Genomic DNA, 21,402 nt, shown 5'->3' with positions numbered 1-21,402 from the left:
CATTGGGCTACTAGTGCCGATTCTGAAGGTGGTAGCCCCCATGAAGATCAAAAGCTAGAGACTTTTAAAGAGTAATCTACCGGATAAATTAGCGTTGACCAGAGAAAAGTCCCAACAGGTGTTAGCCAACTAGGGGAGCTAGTTATCAGGGTGTATGTACCAATTAAACAATCCAGTGCGCTGCCTTAAAAATTTGATGCCTCAGAAATAATTGCTGCTTACTTCTTTCATAAAAAAACCCCCAGTGGGTGTTAGCCAACCAGGGGAGCTAGTTATCAGGGTGCATCTACCAATTAAATGTTCTAGGTTTAACTACCATGCTCCGGATAAATTTACTAGAAAAATCTGCCAAAAAAACTCTAGTAGATATTAACTGAATTAGGGGAGTTAAAAATCAAGGTACATCCATCTATTAATCAAGTATTCTAGGATTAAGGACTATTTTCTGGTAGAGAATATCTGCATCAAAAGTTGCTGTTGTTGGCCAAAAAAAAACCCCCAGTGGGTGTTAGCCAACTAGGGGAGTTGAAGATCAAGGTGCATCTACCAATTAAGTGTTCTAGATCCAAGTAATCCGATCCGGATAAAGTTGTAAAGGCAGAAAAAGCAAAACAACACCGAATCAGAAACATTCAGGGGTGGGATGCATCTAAGTTATCAGAGGGAGCAAATCGACTTGAAACTTTCGCGTTTCAAACCAGATTTAGGAGGCGGACAGGAGAAGTTGTGACCCAGGAATTTCACATTTCCGTAACCCCAGTAGGGCAAAATGACTACTTGGTGCGGACGGAACAAGTCGCGCCTGGGGTACCATTGGCAGAAGAATTGGTGACTTGGCCTGTAGCTGATTGGTTAATAGCTGCTGGGCATTTGATGAATGACCCATTGAAATCAGTATTGCAGGGAGATCCATTTACTTCTAGTGGAAACGAAAGCAATATCGCCAGAAACTCTGTTAACTTGGTGGCCTTGGGTCAACAATTTTATAACGCCCTATTTCAAGGCACTCTCAGAGATAGTTGGATTACTGCTCAAGGTATTGCCCAAAACCACCAGCAAGTACTACGCTTGCGTTTAGGGCTAAAAGACACTAGATTAGCTCGTCTGCCTTGGGAAGTGATGCACGCAGGCGATCGCCCTCTGGCTACTGGCCCTTATGTGGCTTTTTCTCGCTTCCAAAGTGGCATTTTGGGGGGTTCTCCGTTGCGATCGCGAAATACTTTCACATCACGAGAACAAGGTGGTGTAAAAGTATTGATGGTAATAGCTTCTCCCTCAGATCAAGTGCGTCTTGACTTACAAAAACAGGAAGCGATTAAACTGCAAGCAGAACTTCACCGTCAAACATCACGACTAGCTGAAGGTAACAATCGGTTCCCAGAAATTGAACTCACTGTATTAGACCAACCAGGACGAGAAGAACTGACGCAAGCCCTAGAACAAGGCAGATACCACGTTCTCCACTATTCTGGTCATAGTAACTTAGGCGGCAATGGTGGAGAAATTTATCTTGTTAGTCGCAGAACTGGCTTAACAGAAGTTCTGAGTGGAGACGATCTGGCAGGTTTGCTCGTCAACAATAATATCCAAATGGCAGTGTTTAATTCCTGCTTGGGGGCGTACACAGCCGCATCCGATCCCTCTGGCGATACTGGGGAACGAAACCTAGCAGAAAGTCTGGTAAAGCGCGGGATTAGAAGCGTTTTGGCTATGTCAGAACGGATTCCTGATGAAGTCGCACTGACACTTACACAATTGTTTTATCGCAACTTGAGCCAGGGATATCCAGTAGATTTGTGCGTTAGTCGGGTGCGCCAAGGATTAATTTCTGCTTATGGTTCTCACCAGATGTACTGGGCATTACCGATTTTATATCTCCAGCCAGAATTTGACGGTTTTCTGAGCGAGGAAACTGAGTTATCCGAAAGTGCAGAATCACGTAATCAGTATAGTTCGCCTTTAGGAATCACTTCCACGATGTACTCCGCTATGGCAGATGATAGCGATATGCCCTTAGGAATGGAAGAAATGATTCCTGCTGGTTTGACGCGGGACTCTTCTGGGTTGGACTGGCTGGGTGAGGATACTTGGGGCGATCTCGTTGATGAAATTGAGTATGATGACTCAAGTTATGAAGAAGATTCAGCGATAGTTTCAGATTTGTTTCGTCAGCTAGATAACCAAAAAGCTCCGACTGAACTAGATCGACAAATTCCAGAAAATAATTTTCAGCAAAGACAGGTTTCACAAGAAATAACTTCTCTAGAAGGCGAAGGAGATTTGTGGGGAGAAGTCCCAGCACCGCCACCTCCAAATACTGGAAACTTGGAAGGAAATTTAGAAAAATCTGATTTCTCGCCTAGGCATAGCCCAACCCAGACATCGCAACCACTCCCACCAAGACCTCGTAACCAACGCCGCAAGCTGTGGCCAATTGTGAGTATTGTGGGAATCAGTGCGATCGTCGCTGCGATCGCTTTATGGTGGTGGCAAAATCGCTCCCAGCAAGTAACTTTGCCTAACATCCCAGCAATTTCCAGTGAGTCTTTACCGATTCAAAAGCAGCAACTCGACTTGCAGACAGCGCCAAATGGAATTGTCACCGCCACCGCTACAGAAAAATTGAGCCAGGGTGACTTACAAAGTGGGTTATTGGCTGTAGAAGAACTACTCAATCGTGGCGCACTGGCTGCGGCGGAAACTGCTCTGAAACTGGTTCCAAGTAAGCAAATTGACGATCCATCTGTCAACTTTTATAAGGGAAGATTAGCTTGGCAGTCCATCCAAACTGGAGATAATAACTATAGCGTCGATGATGCCCGCCGTTATTGGGAAACTGCCGCAAAAGCTAAACCAGAATCGCTTTTGTATAATAACGCTTTAGGATTTGCCTACTACGCAGAAGGCAATCTGAATCGAGCCAATGACTCTTGGTTCAAGGCTTTGAATTTAGCTCTCAAACAGCAGAATCCAGATTCTAAGACAGCAGTTCCTCAAGATGCTTTAACCTCTTATGCTGGTTTAGCGCTTGGATTGTATAAATCTGCACTTAATGAATCTAGTGGTAAGCAGATACAGTATCTTAATGAAGCGATCAAGTTGCGGCAAATGGTTCTGAAGTCCGATCCAGTCAATTTCCAAGTAGATAAATTAGCCAAAAATTGGCTGTGGACAGAAAAGGCGATTGAAGATTGGCGATCGCTCCTTCAGAAAAAAGGAGACCAACAGTAATATTCGTAGGTTATGATTGGAGCGATCGCTCCTGCCTCTTCATAACAAAATAAGCGATCGCTAGACTAACATTTTTGAGTGCCATATCTGGCGACAAGCCCGGAGTTTCGGAATCTCCGGCTTTGTGCTTTGCGTCTACGCCCGATCATGAAGCCTAGTGGTGGAATAAATAATTAGATTAACAAGCATGACCGCAGTGCTATATTCTGTGTATGAAGATACTTATGGTTTAACTTTGGGTATCATTTTTAGAGTACTTAAACTTTGTTTTCATGCCCTGTATTCAAGTCGGTGTTAGAATTCCACCTCATCTTCACAAAAAGCTAGCTATTGACGCTGCTAAGGCTGAGGCATCTAAATATAAGGTAATTATTAACGCTTTTGCTCATTACCTAGAGTGTACAGAGGATAGGCCAAATCCTAACTGGAATCCTCCCATCGAAGTTAAGAGAGGCAGAACAAGCCATTATCTCTGGCATCAAACGAGCCAAAATATTTATATACATAGCACAAGCCTTAGTGGTTAGGACATCAACAGATGATGAAACTTAGACACAAGAAGACTTTTAACCCAGTCCCCAGTCCCTTGCTATATTTCTACGCTACAACGGTAATCGCCAGTTTGAGGAAGAGTTTGATCCAGAACTGGTGACAGTTGTCAATACTTTTCTACTTTACCTAAATTTGTAGGTAAACAAACCTGGCTGCGATTGGTTTATTATTCTCAGCTTAATTTAGTTCTAATCATGATCAAAAACACTATTCTAGAGCCTCTAGTTACAGATGTTCGGTGTGAAGAAATTTGTCAGATTTTGGGAGAGACTTACAACCAAGAACGCTGGAACGATTGGCGCTGGCAAATGCGGCATCGGTTGACTAAGCTGGAACACTTTCAGAAGTTATTAAGGCTTAGTCCTACCGAAGAACAGGGACTTTTAATCGCACCAGAGAAGTTTGCTGTAGCTGTAACACCATATTTTGCATCACTCCTCGATCCAGAAGATCCGCTTTGCCCACTACGGTTACAAGTCATCCCACGGCAAGAAGAATTAATAGTTAGTACAGCAGACATGGTAGATCCATGTGGTGAAGATAACGACACTCCAGTGCCAGGACTCGTACACCGCTACCCCGATCGCGTATTACTGCTTGCTTTAGACACATGCGCTGCTTATTGTCGTTACTGCACCCGTTCTCGTTTGGTGAGCCAAGGTGAGATGTACCCAGTAACGCGGCGGTTGGATGCGATCGTCGCTTACCTGCAAGAACACACCGAGATCCGTGATGTACTAATTTCTGGTGGCGATCCTTTATTGATGGCTGATGAACCTTTAGATAATTTGCTTGGGCGTTTACGTGCCATTAAGCATATTGAATTTATTCGGATTGGTTCGCGCGTGCCGAGTTTCTTACCCCAGCGAATTACACCGCAACTGGTTGCCTTACTTCGTAAACATCGCGTGTGGCTGTCTTTGCACTTTTGTCATCTGCGGGAACTTACCCCAGATGTGGCACAAGCTTGCGATCGCCTAGCGGATGGTGGTATTCCTCTAGGTAGTCAAACTGTGCTATTAAAAGGTGTGAATGACTCTGAAAAAGCGCTGAAGAATCTGTTTCACGGTCTTCTGAAGTTGCGCGTGCGACCCTATTACCTTTACCAATGCGATCCGGTTGTTGGCACCGCACATCTGCGAACGAGCGTTCAAACTGGGATCGATCTAATTTCTAAATTGCGTGGTCATACTACCGGCTACGCTGTACCAACTTATGTAATTGATGCCCCTGGGGGTGGTGGAAAAGTCCCAATTCAAGCCGAGACTCTAGTTAGTTATGAAAAGGGCACAGCTACAGTGCGAAATTGGGCGGGTAATACATACACCTATGTAGATCCAGTGGAATAAGTCTAACACCATATATTTAAGTCGATCGCCATCATCTAAAAGAGCCTGTTGGGATGGTTCTATTGGATAATGCCAACATAAAACTAAGTAATTGTAGGAGAGTACATGGAATGTTGATTGTTAGTAATACAAACCTAAAAGGTCGAGGTATCTTCGCACAAAAGCACTTTTTGAAAGGAGAGATCGTTGAGAGATCGCCAGTTGTGGTTATACCCGCAGAGCAGGTTGAATTTCTAGATAAAACAATTTTAGGTAACTATTACTACGATTGGGAAGATAAAGCTGCGGCGCTCGCTCTGGGTTTTGCGTCACTATTTAACCATTCTTACGAACCTAATACTTACTATGTGAAAAAATTCGCCGAAGGGGAGGTGGAATTAATTGCTTACCGAGATATAGAAGCAGGAGAAGAAATTACTGCCAACTATAACGGTTCTCCTAACGATAAATCTCCTATCTGGTTCGATGTTGTCAATGAGATATCTTCATTGAGGAATTAATAAAGACACCTGATTTTATATTGAAGCTAACAGCAAAAGCTTTTTCACCAGGAATTATCGGGCTATGGGTTTATTAATTGGTCTGTGTTATGACCTGAAATCAGACTACCTTCAGGCTGGTTTTAGTGCCTCTGAGGTAATGGAGTTCGATGATGAAGAAACTATCATTGGGCTAGAAGATGCACTATTTCAGTTAGATCATCAGGTTGAACGTGTCGGCAATGGTAGAGAACTCGCTTCGCGCTTGGTAAAAGGCGATCGCTGGGATCTGGTTTTCAATATTGCTGAGGGTTTGAAGGGTCGCTCTCGTGAAGCCCAAGTCCCGGCAGTTTGTGAATTATTCGCTCAACCCTATACATTTTCCGATCCGCTCACCTGTGCCTTAACCTTAGACAAGGCGCTTGCTAAAAGGGTGGTGCGCGATCGCGGTCTGCCCACAGCCCCCTTTGAAGTGGTGAGTACTACCGGAGAAGCAACAGCCCTATCGCTGCCAATGCCAGTTTTCCTCAAGCCTGTAGCGGAGGGCAGTTCTAAAGGAGTAACTGGGCGTTCTCTTGTTAAAGAACGTGAGGAGCTAGTAAATACTTATCAATTGTTACGCGAACTATTTCAGCAGTCCGTACTCGTAGAAACCTTTCTCCCCGGCCGAGAAGTAACAGTAGGCATTATTGGCAACGGCAGCAACTCACGGGTAGTAGGTGTGATGGAAGTAATTTTGACAGGACAAACGGAAGCTTTCGCCTATACCACCCTTAACAAAGATGAGTATCTGGAACGAGTATCTTATCGTTTGCTCATAGATCCTGAACCACTGGCAGCACAGGCAAGACAGCTAGCCCTAAATGTTTACCATACTCTTGGTTGCCGTGACGCTGCCCGCGTGGATCTGCGTTGCGATGCTAGCGGCGTGTTGCAGTTTATGGAGGTTAACCCACTACCAGGGCTACATTATATCCGCTCAGACCTGGTAATTATGGGACGTTTGGGTGATGTGACATATACAGAAATCATTGCTCAAATAGTTGAGTCTGCATGGCAAAGGTACAAATGTTGATTTAGTCATGAGTGGCGGTTTTTTGCCGTTGCCGATTGCGGCATAAAACTAATTGTGCATGACGATGAAAACCTTTGTAGAGACGTAAAACTGTGCATCCCTAATTTAGCTCAAAGCCACGGCGAGAATTGCTTTGCTCGCTCGGACATTGGCTCCAAACGCACGTCTATAGTTATTTCTTCATTAGGTTGAATATCTATCAAAGCAAATACTTGGCGTTTTTCAAGGTCAACCATAGCATTGGGATTTCGAGAATGATTGACTGCCGCGAACTTAGTTGAACCCTCAGCCGTTAAACAAATTTCCTCATTAATTCCAATAAATTTACCCTCCCTCAAAAATTCATCGGTTTGATCGGCATATCTAACTTCTTGGTAAAAATTAGGAAAGCTAAAGTCGATTATTTGATCTGCTTCTAATATCAACTCCTTAGCAAAAAGCCCGTAACCATCAATTCCACTCTGACAAACTTCACATTTCGGTGCATTGTTAATAAACTTTTCTATGTCTTCAGGAGTCAGCATAATTAAAAGTCTCTATGTCTTCAATTGTTTAGTTTTTATAATTTCAAGTTATTTTAGATATACTAATTTGCCTTGTTGGATCGCGATATTAATCTGGATGTAGAAACGTAAAAGTTTACGTCTCTGAGCAGGACTTTGATGCTATATCGGAAGTCAAAAGATAAAAACGCCAAGTTAAAAGCACTGCACCCATAAGTAACCCTAGTGCTAAACCCAACCATAAACCTATAGCACCCCAGCCAAGAGTGAATGTCATCAGATAGCCACCACCTAGACCTACACCCCAGTAAGCGAACATAGTTATTAACACTGGTATTTTAGTATCCTTCAACCCGATCAATGCACCAGCAGCAATAGTCTGAATACTATAAAATATTTGGACTAATGCCCCCACAGCTAGGAAAGAAGTTGCCGTTTTAACTATTTCGACATTATCCAAATTACTGGTGTCCAAATACATTGCCACAATATAGTTGGGAAATAGCAAAAAAATTAATCCCACAATGCTCACAATAGGAGTAACAAGCGCTATGCAGACAAATCCAGCTATGCTTGCACCTTTGAGATCGTTTTGTCCCCTCAACTGCCCTACTCTCATCGTGATGGCATAGGAAATACCTATAGACACCGTTTCGACGAAACTTTCTGTCTCAACGGTAATTTCATGGGCAGCTAACGTCTGTGTCCCAAACCACCCCATCATTAAAGCAGTGGCGGTGAATACTCCAATTTCTGCTCCATACTGCAACCCCAAGAACCATCCAGTTTGGAAGATATCTACAAACATATCTTTATCGAACTGATGCAGAGCGCGATGAAGTTGGTATTCTTTAAAGTAGTCGTCGAAGCAAACCCAAGTGAGGGCGACGAGAAAATTCAGCCAAAAAATGAGTGTGCTTCCCCAACCAATACCCGCTAAACCAAGGGCTGGAAAACCAAATTTGCCAAACATTAACACGTAATTAGCAACCGCATTCAGTAATAGTCCAGATACCGTAATTACTGCTAGAAATTGGGGGCGATTGAGGGCAGAACTAATTTCTTTTAAGATACAAAAACCAAGCGCAGCAGGAAAACTCCAAACAATAGACCGCAAATAGGTCTGAGCTAATAACACATTGCTTTCCTCTTGACCAGTCAGCAGCAGGATATAGTCAAAGTGCCAAATGATAAACATCACAGGTAAGCACATCGTCACAGCTAACCAAATTCCTTGACCGGTAGCACGGCTAACTTGGTCTATTTTTCCTCCACCAAAAGCATTTGCAACATTCACACCTACGGCTGAAAGAATAGAACGACAAACGGAAGCTAGGGTGGAAAAGGTAACAGCACCTAAAGCACCCGCAGCTAAGGCTTGGCTGTTAAGTAAGCCCATCATTACCCCATCCAATAAAGGAATGCCCGCTTCTAATATTTGAGTAATTACCAGAGGAACTGCCAATTGCAGGCAGGCTTGGACTTCTAATATCAGTTCTGACTTAAATTCTTTTGAAGCTAACTCCATTGGGCACAAAAATTAAGGATGGTGCGAAAAAAGTAATTTTAATATTATTTAAGATATATTAATACTTTAACAGCACTCAACTCAAGCTGTTGGCTGTGAAATAGGCGATCGCTCCACTTAACTACACGTGATTTCCACAAATTAGATGGTATCTAAATAATTAGTCGAATGAAAATACCTTTCCCTGGTTTTGTATCGTAAAACCAGTCCCTCTGCGACTCGGAGAGGGACTGAATTGAAGAAAAGTTCAAGACAGGGAGAGTTTCATCGAACTCATGTAAAAAATTGTATATGTGCTTTACCTACTTGCTACTTGCTTATGTAATTAAGTAAAATCACTGCGCTGGTAATTTGGGATGTGTAGTCGAGTACTTTGCTACGACTCCAGAAATTTCAGGGTTGTAAAGCCTCAGATAATTCCAGTAGTTACCAAATACTTGCCGCACATAATTTTTCGTTTCATCAAAGGGAATTTGTTCAACAAACTCATCTGGGTCTTGTGTAGTTAGAGTTTGCAGCCATTTGGAGACATTACCGGGGCCAGCATTGTAACTGGCGATCGCTAATAGCGAGTTATTGTTATATTGGTCATGGGTATGACCCAAATACCAAGTACCCAGCATAATATTATCGTTGGGATTTTCCAGGTTTATTGTTTTGAAATCCACCTTAATTTGTGGGGCGATCCATTTAGCTGTACTGGGCAACAACTGCATTAAGCCAGTAGCATCAGCAACGGATTTGATTTTTGGCTCAAACCGTGACTCTTGACGCATCAGAGCAGTCACTAGCAAAGGATTGAGTTTACGCTCAATAGACCATTTTTCAGTCTCTCGGAGATAGGGAAATGGGTAACGGGCTTGCCAGTAGGCGATCTGTTTGCTCAGAGTTTGATATTGGGCAAGTTCTGCTGGTATTTCCCGATCTTCTAATTTAGAAATTTTGTCAATTCCGATGAGATTTTCACCCTTCGCCTGTCGCATCAACCCTTCAGTAAATTGCTCTGCTACCGTTGGCTGAATTTTATTCTGAAATTCCGTTTCCCATTGTAACCAGGCATCGCGGTCTTGACCCAGCAGATATAATTCTTTGAAAGTCTCAGAACCAGCCGGTGGTAATGAACGCTGGGGTGCAATTACTTCGGGGTTCATGACGCGCACGTTGTCGAAGTTGCCGACATTTAGCCCCTGCATATTGGCTGCTCGCCATGCATAGTAAGAGTAGGGAAACTGACTAATTACATAGTTATAAGCAGTTTGAGATTCCTGCTGTTTGCCTAATGAAGCTGCCCATTTACCGACCCAAAAGCCGGCTCTGGGAGCTAAAATGCTGTTGGGATTATTGGTGACAATTGGCTCTGCCCATTGCCAAGCACCGACGTAATCTTTAGCTTTGGCTTTATCTTGGGCGATTTTCCAACGATATTCTGCGGCTTCATCAGAATTGCCGTACTTGGCTATGAGTAATTGCCACGCCGCGCTAGCTGACTTTTGATCCTTGAGGGTTTCGAGAGTTTTGGCTTTTTGTACCAGTGCAGTCCCAGCTTGTTTAGGAAACTTACTAACTACTCGATCGAGATAAGGCAAGCCGTCTTTACCTGTTTTTGCAGTTTCTGCTAATCGCAGTAGTGCAGTCCCAGTTTCCTCGGTATTGGGAAATTGCTGCACCAATTGTTTATAGGTAGCGATCGCTGTTTCTTTATCTTTGCCTCCTACTTGTAACCCTCGTGCAGTCCGGTAGAGGTTGCGCGATGTTTTGGGTGCTTTGGCATAAGCATTTGCCGCTTTCAGAAATTGACTATTTTCCCAATAGCCTGTACCAATTAGTTCCCAGTCTTCGGGTTTGAGGGTAGGCTGTTTTACTAGCTGATCCAAAACGCCCACGATGCCTGGTTGATCGTAAGCATAAGTAGCCAAAATCAATTGTAATTGTGGCTGATTGGGATTTTCTTGCAAGCGTTTGCGAATAATTTCCCAAGTTAGAGGATTGGAAGGAAATTGAGCGATCGCTATTTCTTGTTGCTTCGGTTGGGCAATTAGATATAGTGCTTTTACCGAAGCTGCTTCTTTAGGATACTGTTTCAGCACACTTTGCCTGAGATCCGAGGCTTTGCCGTCTGCGCCCAGGATATCCTGTGCCTGGGCCTGTTTCAGCAAAATGTAGGGCGCGAGGATAGGATAGTCTTTCTCCAATCCTTGGAGTAAAACTAGCGCTTTTTGCCCTTGGGTTCTTTCAATGTAATCACTCGCCAAAAGATAACGAGCGCGATTTCGGTCTGGCGAAGGCGACTGTCCTGCGATCGCTGCTAGTTTTGCCGCCCGTTCTGGCAGAGATTGTGATATCAGTGGAAAGACGGCTGATTGGGCAATGCTAGCATCAGATGTTTGCTGTGTCTGATTCTTACCCACTTTGAGCCATTGCCCAACGGTTTTACCAATCTGAGGTGCTGATACCATCGCCCCAGCTAAAAAGGCAAATAGTGCCGCACCTGCAATGATCGAAATTTGCTTTTTCTGTAGTTTCTTCAGCATGAATACCCGCTGAAAAGCCCCGATGAATTTCCTGAAACTTTAACACTCCTAGCCATCAGTATTACCAATTTTTAATTTTAGATTTTTAATTTTATGTAGAAATATCTTAATTTTCAATCCCACAGTTAGCAATATTGAGTGACCAGCACATATTAAATATTATTACATCTATCTTTGGTATATAATTAATAGTCTTTTAGAAGATAAGTCTTTAGGCGCTGGTACGGCTACTCTAGCAGAGGCTATGCCAACGAAACGTAACACGAAGGAAATTTTTATCCACACTCTCAAGTGTGCTAGAAAAGCTTTACGCAGTGCGATCGCCCGATCTTGTAGGATGCGTTAGCGAAGCGTAACGCATCACCCAAAACCCTCAACTCACCAATCCCAAACCTCTAATAAGGGCATCAATTCCTCCTTCATTCCCCAATCAACCGAATAAATACCCTGTGCTACATATCGATGAAAACTTGAAAACTTCCAATCCATTACTCGCTGACACAACCCATGTTGTACTGGATTGTAATGGATATAATCACAATGCCGTGTAAAATCAGCATCATCTCGAATCCAATGTTCCCAAAATCGTCGCTGCCAAAGATTGCTCTCTCTGCGTTTGTGCCGTGATTCACTCCGGTTTGCCAGCAACTGTAGCTTAGACGCTCCTTGCTTGGTGACATCGCTTTTAATTAATCGCCAACGAGTTGCATAATCACTATCATTGGGTGGTAAAGTCCAGATGCAGTGGATGTGGTCAGGTAACAACACAATGGCATCGATCGCAAACGGATATTTTTTACGAACCTTGAGAAATGCCGAGCGCAGCAAAAGACGTGCAACATCGGTGCAAAGCCACGGTTGTCTTTGATGTGTTACCTGGGTAAAGAAGTAAGTGCCGCCCTCAATCCTTATTCTGCGGTAGTTGGTCATTGAATGATGCTATTCGGATTTGTTGATTAGTTTGCCCAAATCCAGCTGATAATCCATAATTCAGCACGTTGATTACATGGGGGGATGCGTTACGCTAGCGCTAACGCATCCTACGAGATCGAGCGATCGCTCTATAAAGTCGAAGATATTTCTGTAAGACGATTTTCTAATTGTTTCTGAAATGCTTTTAGTCCACCTTGCTTATCCCAGTACTGGTGAAATTGGTGCATCTTATTCTCTTCGGCTAAATTATGGGCAGCACCATCACCTACAACATAATCGAAGCCAAAGAAATCTTTCTGGTGTGGCAATTTCTCCCAGTCAACATTTTCAGGTGGCATCCACAAAGCTTTTACAACCCTGTATATACCCCACTCACTAGAATTATTTCCGTACACTTTATTATCAACAAATTCGACCAAATGAGTGACTTTGGCTTTTTGAAGTAGAAGCATTAAGTCATCTTTAAGAGGCTTTTCAGCATTAGTCTTGTCTTTGGGATCGCGCCAGTTGAGACAAAATATCCTGGCTTCTGGAATCTGCATAACCGACCTTTCATAAGCCCAGGGTTTATCACTATCTTTATGTTTAACATTCTTGATCCAACTCAGCTTCGACAAATCCATAACTACATAGCTTCCTAAGTCAAGCAAACTTGTTGCTGGTAGTGTGCCCTCATGGAAGCATAATAATTGCATTGCCATCGGCTAAAGTGCGATCGCCCAATCTTGTAGGATGCGTTAGCGCCAGCGTAACGCATCACCCAAAACTTGCTACAGCAATTTCTCCATTCTTTGGGCAGCCAATTCGTGAACTTTTATTTTCAGCTACAGCGATCGCACCGTAAAAGCTTAGGCTAATTTGCAAGCAATGCGATCGCTGAATTAGAGATAATATTTCTATGATTCAGTAATTCTCTATCATCTATGACTCAAGCCATACCCAAGCTAGTAACCTTTGAGGAATTCGTCGATTGGCTACCCGAAAATCGACGAGTACGCTACGAACTACATAAAGGACAAATTGTTGAAATGGCACAACCAGTAGGAGAACACGAAGAAGTAAAAGGTTTTTTAGCAAGAAAAGTAACAGTTGAATTTGACCGATTAGACCTCCCCTACTTCATGCCAAACCAAGTTATAATTAGACCTCCTGAAAAAGATTCTGGTTACTTTCCTGATGTGTTGGTGCTAAACCGTGCAAATCTGGAAAATGAAAAATTATGGAAAAAACAATCAATCGTTAGTTTGGGTGCATCGATCCCTTTGGCAATTGAGGTTGTATCAACCAACTGGCGGGACGATTACTACTTAAAATACGCTGATTATGAAGAGATGGGTATCCCGGAATACTGGATTGTCGATTATGCCGCCTTGGGTGGACGTAATTTTATCGGTAATCCCAAACAACCGACAATCACCGTTTGTAACTTGGTTGATGGCGAATATCAGATAAGTAAGTTTCGAGATAGCGATCGCATTATCTCCCAAACTTTTCCTGAATTGAATCTTACCCCAAACCAGATTTTTCAAGCTGCTATAATCTAGCATTTATCGTTTTGCTAATTCTGGAGTTCGCCCCTTCAAGCCGATCATCAACTTTAGCATAAACACTTTTAATACAGGGACTCGCTGCAAAAACCATAAACCCAAGCGACGAACCACCACCACAGGTAAGAAGTTATTAGAAAACATCCGATCTAATAAATCGGTGAAACCTAAAATTGTCAGGTTCTCTAGCTTGCGCCAGCGTTCATAACCTTTAAGAATTTGAATATCGCCGATATCTTTACCCTCTTGGTGCGCTTTTTGTAGAACTTGCGCCAAAGCTGCTGCATCCCGAATCCCCAGATTTAAACCTTGTCCACCCACAGGATGGCAATTGTGCGCCGCATCACCAATTAAGGCCAATCGGGGGAGAACATAGCGATCGCTTTGCATGAGTTGTACCTGGAATACAAAGCGATCGCCTAGTAATTCCAATTTCCCCATCTGATTGCCATAGCGACGGGTGAGTTCTCTTAAAAATTGCTCATCATTTAAGGCACATAAAGCTTTTGCTTCTTCGTGGGGCGCTGTCCAGACAATGCGGCAACGGTTCCCTGGTAAAGGTAAAATCGCAAAGGGCCCGCTAGACCAAAATCTTTCGTAAGCGGTGTTATTGTGCGGTTTTTCTGGTTTGACAAATGCCACGATGCAAGACTGCCAATATTTCCAGCCAGAGGTTTTGATTCCAGCAGCTTGACGAATTGGCGATCGCGCCCCATCTGCTGCTATCAGTAATTTGCTGCGAACTGTGTATAATCGATCGGCAACTTTAATATCTATCGCTACTATATCTTGCTGGTACTGCGTATTCACCACTTCCGCCGGACACAGATAAGTCACATTTGGACAATTTTGGACAAACTCTTGCAAAGGCTGCAACAGCGCTTGGTGTTCCGCCACATAACCCAACTCTGCTGTATCTATATCATCTGTGGTAAATTCCACCACATTGGGATAATCGGCATCAGAAAGACGAACTCGGCAATATTTGGCGATTTGAGGCAATATTTTGTCCCAAACTCCAATTCCTTGATAAATTAGTGCTGAAAGCTGATGAACTGCATAAGCTTGTCCCTTCGCTACCGCCGCTGATGCCACTTTCGCTTCAATCAGTAAGATACTCAAGCCAGAATCTTTTAAAGCAGAGGCTAGAGTTAACCCAATAATCCCACCGCCGACAATTACCAAATCATATTCATATCCCCGCAAGTCTGGCGGTGTTGGTTGAGGGGAAAGAGATTGTTCAAGCTGCGTGGCCATTGTTAAGTTAAGTTACAGCATCTTTTACTCTTATTTTGACGCGATCGCGCCTCTTTGAGCAAGTTAGAAAAGCAAACATTAAAAAATCTCGCTACCGACTTCAAAGAAAGGTTATGAAAAACCTGTGAACATCCCCTTTTTCAAAACTCTGAATTAGACAATAAAGCAAAGTGCCCGCATCACCTCGAACCAATCCTTTGTCTCGAAGATAACTGATTGTTCACCTTGTAGTTTTGCACCAGGATAAAAAGAATTTTCGTAAGCATCAGGTGGATGTTTATATTCCACCTCAAGCTGAAAATGCTTAGGTAAGGGTTTCACATGAAATAGCTCTCGGTGCTGCAATGCTCGTTTTACACCCGCTTGAATTTGCTTGACAACTTCTATAGGATGAATTCCCCATACAGATTCACCGATTCCCTTGTTTGTAGTAACTGTTTCTATATCTGCGTCATAAGCTTTTACAGCTTGACACAGACCAGAATCTCCAGATACAAATACAATAGGTACTCCTTCATAGGCGGCTGTCATAGCGACTAAATGGAACTCGGCTATCGGTTGACCATTGAGCAAAATCCAGTTCAGATCCTCACTCAGAGTGTGCGCTAGAGGGTTATTGCCAGATCCCGCTCTTGAGTGATAGCCAATCAAAACTAATGCACTAAAGCTACTATTTAGCTCTTGAACCATGCTGTAAGGATGTCCGCTCCATCCTCGAATAAGTTGTGCTGGATAAGGTAATTCATAGGGATCAAGATTTCTGCCCGTGTCATGAGCATCCTTAACGATAATCTCAGTTGCACCAGATGCTATTGCTCCCTCACAAGCTGCAATGACTTCACGGGTCATTTGCTCTTGGAAGATATCGTATTGTTGTTTACCTAAAGTCGCTTCATCCCAGTGACTGATTCCAGTAATTCCTTCAATATCGGCACTAATATAAATTTTCATAACATATCAGATATGTTCTTGTACAATAGGGCATTATTACTAACTCAACAATATCACTAATTTAACAATTCAAAATAACCACTCATAAATAAATTCTCTTGATTCAAGCAAGGAATAAATTGTTTTATCTGGAAGTTCAAATATACATAAATATTAAATTAAGATGAAGCGATTTCTGGTGGGAAAAAGTCATAATTTTGTCATATTTCTGTTATGTTTTTGTCATATTGGTATGTGATATTGGCGCTGAAGTAGAAAGATACTTGATTAAAAAGTAATAATTATTATTTTTTATATAGTAATTAGAAAATAATAATCAAGCTAATTATAGTGTTTCTCGACCTCGTGAGGTACGTTTTGAAAACTACTAACCTTGGTAAAAAAATTAAGTGTACCTCAGTGGTTTAGGAAATGCTATATCTAACTAAAAATTCTTAGTTAAGCTTTTATTTTATATTTTCTCTGGTGAAAGCTCAATTTTATCATTTATGAATAAATGTGTTGGTATTGTCAGTACATCGTCCAACTATTACTTGACAAAGTATGGCTGTCTTCATAATTTATTTGAAGCACAAGCCGATATTTTTCCAGACAAAATTGCTCTGATCTGTGCAGGACAATATCTGACTTATCAGGAACTGGAACAACAATCGAACCAGCTTGCTTTATTTTTACGTTCTCAGGGAATTGTCCAAGGCTCACGGGTGGGGATGCTATTGGAACGCTCTTTAAAAGTTCCTCTATGTGTGCTGGCAATTCTGAAGGCAGGAGCTACTTATATACCTTTAGACCCTGAATATCCAACTGAACGTATCCATTATATTTTGGAGGATGCAGGTGTTCAAGCACTAGTGACGACAACATCTTTCGTAAGCAAATATTCATCTTTAAGTTGTGACATTCTATGTCTTGATAAGAGCTGCTTGGAAATTACACAACAGTCTGGATCTCGCCTGCAATCAGACCAAACTGGCGTAAATGAAAGGGATTTGTGCTACATAATATATACATCTGGCTCAACAGGTAAACCAAAAGGGGTAGAGATTGAACATCGTAGTGCCTGCAACTTTGTGAAATCAGCCAGCACAATCTACGGTGTCACCTCTGAAGATAGAGTTTATCAAGGATTTTCCATTGCTTTCGATGCTTCGGTTGAAGAGGTGTGGATTGCTTTTGCAGCAGGTGCAACATTGGTAATTGGCACTGCGGAAATGGTGCGTTCTGGCCCAGCCTTGCCCAAGTTGTTAACTGATCTGAGAGTTACAGTCCTCTCATGTGTACCGACATTACTGTCGATGATGGATGAAGATATTCCTACAGTTCGCCTGTTGATTTTAGGTGGAGAGCAGTGCCCTGAAGAATTAATATCTCGCTGGAGTAAACCTGATCGCAGAATTCTCAATACCTATGGGCCAACAGAAGCTTCAGTAGTCAGCACTTGGGCAGAATGCAGTAGAGGCAAGCCGATCACCATTGGAAAACCTTTGCCCAATTACGAAGTATACATTTTAAATGACAACAAACAGCTAGTTCCAATTGGTACTACAGGTGAGATTTACATCGGTGGTATTAGTTTGGCACGGGGCTATGTGAACCGACCCGAACTCACTCAAGCAAGGTTTGTGCCTAATCCATTTACAGATGGTAGCGAAGCAACTGCACGTCTTTACGCTACGGGTGATCTAGGTTGTTGGACGGCAGATGGTGAAATTCAGTTTATGGGTAGGGTAGATGAGCAGGTGAAACTGCGCGGATTTCGGGTAGAACTGTCAGAGATTGAGTCAGTATTGCTAGAATGCCCAGGAATTCAGAGTGCTGTTGTATCGCTGTTTGAACCTTTGCCTGGAATTCAGCAGCTTGTGGGCTACATCGTGCTTCAGCATCCTGATTTGTTTGAGTGCGAAGAAACTAAGACTATTTTGCGCTCCCGCCTGCCGCACTACATGGTTCCCGCGTACTTGGAAGTCCTTGATGAGTTGCCTACATTGCCGAGTGGTAAGGTAAATCGCAAACTTTTGCCACAACCAAGCCAGATGCAAGCTGCTGGCAATATGGAACCCATTTTGCTCTCAGATAATGCTACGGAACAGATAATTGCCAATATTTGGCAGAAACTCTTTCCCCAAGTCCAGATTTCTCTAAATAGTAACTTCTTCCTAGACTTAGGAGGGCATTCCCTATTAGCTGCTAGCCTAGTATCGGAACTGCGGCAGCAGCCTGAGTTTGCTCATGTCTCCATGCTTGATGTTTACCAATGCCCTACCATTGCTGGATTAGCAGCCCGACTAACCCAACAGACCGCCTCTCCAAATATGCCAACGGCTGCGCTGCCTCTGCGTCGTGTTAGTCGCCAGCGCTACTTGATTAGCGCTACAATTCAGGCTCTAGCATTGGTAGTGATTCTCTTCTGCTTTGCTCTAGAGTGGTTGCTACCTTACCTGACCTTCACTTGGATGCAGGAGAGCAACGCTAGCGATTTCGAGTCGTTCGTTTTAGCGATCGCTACTTTGACAGGGATTATTCCCTTGATGCTTGGGTTATCGATTATTACAAAGTGGCTGCTATTGGGGCGGGTAAAGCCAGGATTGTATCCAATTTGGGGCAGTTTTTATTTGCGCTGGTGGTTTGTCAAGAATTTGCAGTCCATTACACCAATAGACTTCTTGAGCGGTACTCCCTTACTAAATCTTTACTACCGACTGCTGGGAGCCAAGATTGGAGCCAATGTTTACCTAAGCACCATCGATATCAATATTCCCGACCTGGTTAGCATTGGTGCAGATAGCAGCATCGGTTATGCAACAAGTTTGGAGAACGCCACGGTAGAGAAGGGCTATCTAAAAATTGGTCGAATTGAGATTGGCTCACGTTGTTTTGTCGGTGCTAGCGCTGTACTGAGTGAAAACACTGTCATGGAAGAGGATGCCAGTCTTGAAGATTTATCCATGCTGCCACAGCAGCAGCAAATTCAGGCAGGGGAAGTTTGGGCTGGTTCTCCTGCTACCAAAGTGAGAACAAATAAGCGCCAAAACATCTCCCGTCCCTCATGGCTGCGACGAATTTATTTTGGTAGTCTGCAAGCAATTCTGCTGATGACCTTGCCGATTCTAGAATTAATACCAATTATTCCTGGAGTAGAGCAAATGTACTCCAAGAGTGACGAAGCACATTGGCTGCTGTTTTCACCCTTGATTGCCTTGTCGTTTGTCATCTTCATGACACTACAAATTGCTGTACTTAAGTGGTTAATTGTGGGACGTGTCAAACCCGGTTCTTGTCGGCTAGACAGTCATCGTTATCTACGTTTGTGGTTTGTGGATAAACTGATGGAGTTGAGTCTCAATATTATTCGTCCGTTTTATGCCACGATGTATCTGCTGCCTTGGTATCGCTTGTTGGGGGCAAAGCTAGGATGGCGGGCAGAAATTGCTACGCCGTCGGCTTTAATTCCTGATTTGGTAACTATCGGCAGTGAGAGCTTTATTGCGGATGGTGTGATTATGGGTGTGCCTAGAGTTGAGCGAGGACGGATGTATTTGCTCCCAACCCATGTTGGTAAGCGCTCGTTTATTGGCAACAGCGCTCTAGTACCCGCTGGTGTGACAATCGGAGATGAAACCCTCATTGGTTGTATGTCAACTCTTCCATCTGATCTCAATCAAGCTGCTCAAAGAGATACCGCCTGGTTCGGTTCCCCTGGGATTCTCCTCCCACAACGCCAAATTGTCCAAGGGTTTTCAGTGGAATCAACTTACAAGCCACCCTTGAGTCTAGTGCTGCAACGTATGGGTTTTGATGCCGTTCGAGTTCTTTTGCCACTGACTTGCATCGTCGTCTTGAGTTCTCTGCTGATCAATGAAATGCTATTGCTGAACGTATATTATGATGAATGGACATTGATGCTATTTTTGCCGTTCCTTTATCTCGGCTTTGGACTAGCGGCCGTGCTGATTACCATCGTTGTCAAATGGCTGATTGTTGGGCGGTATCAACCTACAGAGCGCCCTCTATGGTCTAGCTTTGTATTTAAATCAGAATTAGTAACCTGTCTACATGAGACCCTGGCAGTACCATTTTTGGTAGATATGTTACGGGGTACACCATTTATTAACTGGTACTTCCGCTTGATGGGCTGCAAGATTGGGAGACGGGTTTACACCGATACCACTGATATTACGGAATTTGACACAATTCGCATTGGCAATGATGTCACACTGAATGCTGATTGTGGCTTGCAAACTCACCTTTTTGAAGACCGGGTGATGAAGATATCAACTGTGAAGATTGGCGATCGCTGTTCAGTAGGCAGTGGTACTATTGTTCTCTATGATACTGTCATGGAACCCGATTCTTGTTTAGGCAATCTGTCCATGCTGATGAAAGGCGAATCCCTTCCCGCTGCCTCCTCTTGGGTAGGTTCTCCGGCTCGGACTGCTAAGTAGAGGATTTAATACAACTATAGTTGGTTGTGTTGCAAAAACCCTTTGTCTTTTCAATGGCGAGTGTGAAGCGACGGGCACTTAATGACCATTTGCTCGATATGTTTATTTCAAAGTTAGGTCTGTCGCTGACTCTAATTAAATCCCATCCTAACTTCCAAAGTCTACGATTCTACATATCTATGTGAATTTTGATTAAGAAATGCTCAGAGCCATCAATTCTTCTGCTACATCAAAGTTAGCTGTGACATTTTGCACGTCATCCAAGCCTTCTAGAGTATCAATTAACTTGAAAAGCGATCGCGCCTGATCTGGATCGGTAACTTCTACACTATTACTAGGAATCCAGCGAAATTCGGCATCAGTCACCTTAAAGCCTTGATTTTTGAGTGTCTGACTAAGGTTTTCTAAATTGCCAATGTCAGTAAAAACCTCAGCCATCTCATCTTCAGTCATCTCATAAGATTCAGCACCGCCTTCGAGGGATGCTTCTAAAAGCTGTTCTTCGTCGATCGCACCCTGCACGACACAAACGCCTTTTTGATCGAACATCCAGCTAACGCAACCTGTTTCACCAAGATTGCCACCATTTTTACTAAAAGCTACGCGCAAGTCAGCAGCAGTACGATTGCGATTATCTGTGAGGGCTTCGATTAAAATCGCTACACCACCGGGGCCGTAACCTTCGTAGCGAATTGCCTCAAAGATAGCGTTATCTCCGCCAAAAGTACCTGCACCTTTAGCGATCGCTCGTTCAATATTATCATTGGGGATACTCGCTGCCTTTGCCTTGTCAATTGCCGTGCGAAGTTGAAAATTCAGCGCCGGATCTGGTACGCCGCTTCTAGCCGCAACGATAATCGCCCGCGATAACTGAGTAAAGGTGTTTCCCTTTTTTGCATCTACTACCGCTTTTTGGCGCTTAATATTTGCCCATTTACTATGTCCTGCCATAATCCGAAATTATCAAAACTCTATTCCAGATTAAGATATAAATGCTTGCAAAAACCATAACTATAGCCGAACC

Annotated in this window: 16 protein-coding genes; 8 read left to right on the top strand and 8 right to left on the bottom strand. The window is 43.2% G+C overall.

The annotated features are described in order from the left end of the window. Positions 1-726 precede the first annotated feature (726 nt). From hetF to V7K42_RS07685, 5 genes are all read left to right on the top strand, one after another. Positions 727-3,231, top strand: coding sequence for a cell division protein HetF (hetF, locus tag V7K42_RS07700; protein ID WP_334915014.1), 2,505 nt, complete (start codon positions 727-729; stop codon positions 3,229-3,231). A 272-nt stretch (positions 3,232-3,503) separates the two neighbouring features. Continuing rightward, positions 3,504-3,758, top strand: coding sequence for a toxin-antitoxin system HicB family antitoxin (locus V7K42_RS28905; RefSeq protein WP_442938540.1), 255 nt, complete (start codon positions 3,504-3,506; stop codon positions 3,756-3,758). A gap of 219 nt (positions 3,759-3,977) precedes the next feature. Then, a complete protein-coding gene (locus V7K42_RS07695; protein WP_334915012.1) occupies positions 3,978-5,132 on the top strand; it encodes a KamA family radical SAM protein in 1,155 nt (384 codons plus the stop codon). 110 nt (positions 5,133-5,242) lie between these two features. Continuing rightward, complete coding sequence (locus V7K42_RS07690; RefSeq protein WP_334915010.1) at positions 5,243-5,632, top strand: SET domain-containing protein; 390 nt, start codon at positions 5,243-5,245, stop codon at positions 5,630-5,632. 64 nt (positions 5,633-5,696) lie between these two features. Further along, entirely contained in the window at positions 5,697-6,686 is a 990-nt protein-coding gene (locus V7K42_RS07685; RefSeq protein ID WP_334915008.1) for a D-alanine--D-alanine ligase family protein, read from the top strand. Between the two features lie 110 nt (positions 6,687-6,796). Here V7K42_RS07685 and V7K42_RS07680 read toward each other — a convergent pair whose 3' ends face one another. The 5 genes from V7K42_RS07680 to V7K42_RS07660 form a co-directional block, all read right to left on the bottom strand. Continuing rightward, on the bottom strand, positions 6,797-7,210 hold the full coding sequence (locus tag V7K42_RS07680) for an SET domain-containing protein-lysine N-methyltransferase (protein ID WP_334915006.1): 414 nt from the start codon (positions 7,208-7,210) through the stop codon (positions 6,797-6,799). Between the two features lie 115 nt (positions 7,211-7,325). Next, positions 7,326-8,717 (bottom strand): MATE family efflux transporter, encoded by a 1,392-nt coding sequence (locus V7K42_RS07675; RefSeq protein WP_334915004.1) that lies wholly within the window; start codon positions 8,715-8,717, stop codon positions 7,326-7,328. Positions 8,718-9,052: 335 nt separating this feature from the next. Further along, positions 9,053-11,248: a lytic transglycosylase domain-containing protein gene (locus V7K42_RS07670; protein WP_334915002.1), complete on the bottom strand. Its 2,196-nt coding sequence runs from the start codon at positions 11,246-11,248 to the stop codon at positions 9,053-9,055. Between the two features lie 378 nt (positions 11,249-11,626). Next, positions 11,627-12,178 carry an REP-associated tyrosine transposase gene (locus V7K42_RS07665; RefSeq protein ID WP_334915000.1) on the bottom strand — a complete coding sequence of 184 codons (552 nt, stop codon included), beginning with the start codon at positions 12,176-12,178 and terminating at the stop codon, positions 11,627-11,629. A gap of 131 nt (positions 12,179-12,309) precedes the next feature. After that, positions 12,310-12,882, bottom strand: coding sequence for a hypothetical protein (locus V7K42_RS07660; protein WP_334914998.1), 573 nt, complete (start codon positions 12,880-12,882; stop codon positions 12,310-12,312). Here V7K42_RS07660 and V7K42_RS07655 point away from each other — a divergent pair. Both V7K42_RS07655 and V7K42_RS07650 read left to right on the top strand, forming a co-directional pair. Beyond that, positions 12,876-13,025 carry a hypothetical protein gene (locus V7K42_RS07655; protein WP_334914996.1) on the top strand — a complete coding sequence of 50 codons (150 nt, stop codon included), beginning with the start codon at positions 12,876-12,878 and terminating at the stop codon, positions 13,023-13,025. The two genes, V7K42_RS07660 and V7K42_RS07655, sit on opposite strands and share 7 nt — an antisense overlap. A gap of 79 nt (positions 13,026-13,104) precedes the next feature. Further along, complete coding sequence (locus V7K42_RS07650) at positions 13,105-13,725, top strand: Uma2 family endonuclease (RefSeq protein WP_334914994.1); 621 nt, start codon at positions 13,105-13,107, stop codon at positions 13,723-13,725. A 3-nt stretch (positions 13,726-13,728) separates the two neighbouring features. Here V7K42_RS07650 and V7K42_RS07645 read toward each other — a convergent pair whose 3' ends face one another. Together V7K42_RS07645 and V7K42_RS07640 are read right to left on the bottom strand one after the other, a co-directional pair. Continuing rightward, complete coding sequence (locus V7K42_RS07645) at positions 13,729-14,985, bottom strand: FAD-dependent hydroxylase (protein WP_334914992.1); 1,257 nt, start codon at positions 14,983-14,985, stop codon at positions 13,729-13,731. Positions 14,986-15,138: 153 nt separating this feature from the next. Continuing rightward, a complete protein-coding gene (locus V7K42_RS07640) occupies positions 15,139-15,936 on the bottom strand; it encodes a M55 family metallopeptidase (protein ID WP_334914991.1) in 798 nt (265 codons plus the stop codon). Positions 15,937-16,424: 488 nt separating this feature from the next. On the opposite strand from V7K42_RS07640, the gene V7K42_RS07635 reads away from it, so the two are divergent. After that, positions 16,425-20,378: a Pls/PosA family non-ribosomal peptide synthetase gene (locus tag V7K42_RS07635; protein WP_334914989.1), complete on the top strand. Its 3,954-nt coding sequence runs from the start codon at positions 16,425-16,427 to the stop codon at positions 20,376-20,378. A gap of 192 nt (positions 20,379-20,570) precedes the next feature. Here the strand turns inward: V7K42_RS07635 and V7K42_RS07630 are convergent, their stop codons facing one another. Next, positions 20,571-21,329, bottom strand: coding sequence for a YebC/PmpR family DNA-binding transcriptional regulator (locus V7K42_RS07630; protein WP_334914988.1), 759 nt, complete (start codon positions 21,327-21,329; stop codon positions 20,571-20,573). Positions 21,330-21,402: the final 73 nt, after the last annotated feature.

It is taken from the genome of Nostoc sp., assembly GCF_036917455.1.
GTDB lineage: Bacteria > Cyanobacteriota > Cyanobacteriia > Cyanobacteriales > Nostocaceae > Nostoc.
This window is presented reverse-complemented; position numbering and strand designations above follow the sequence as displayed.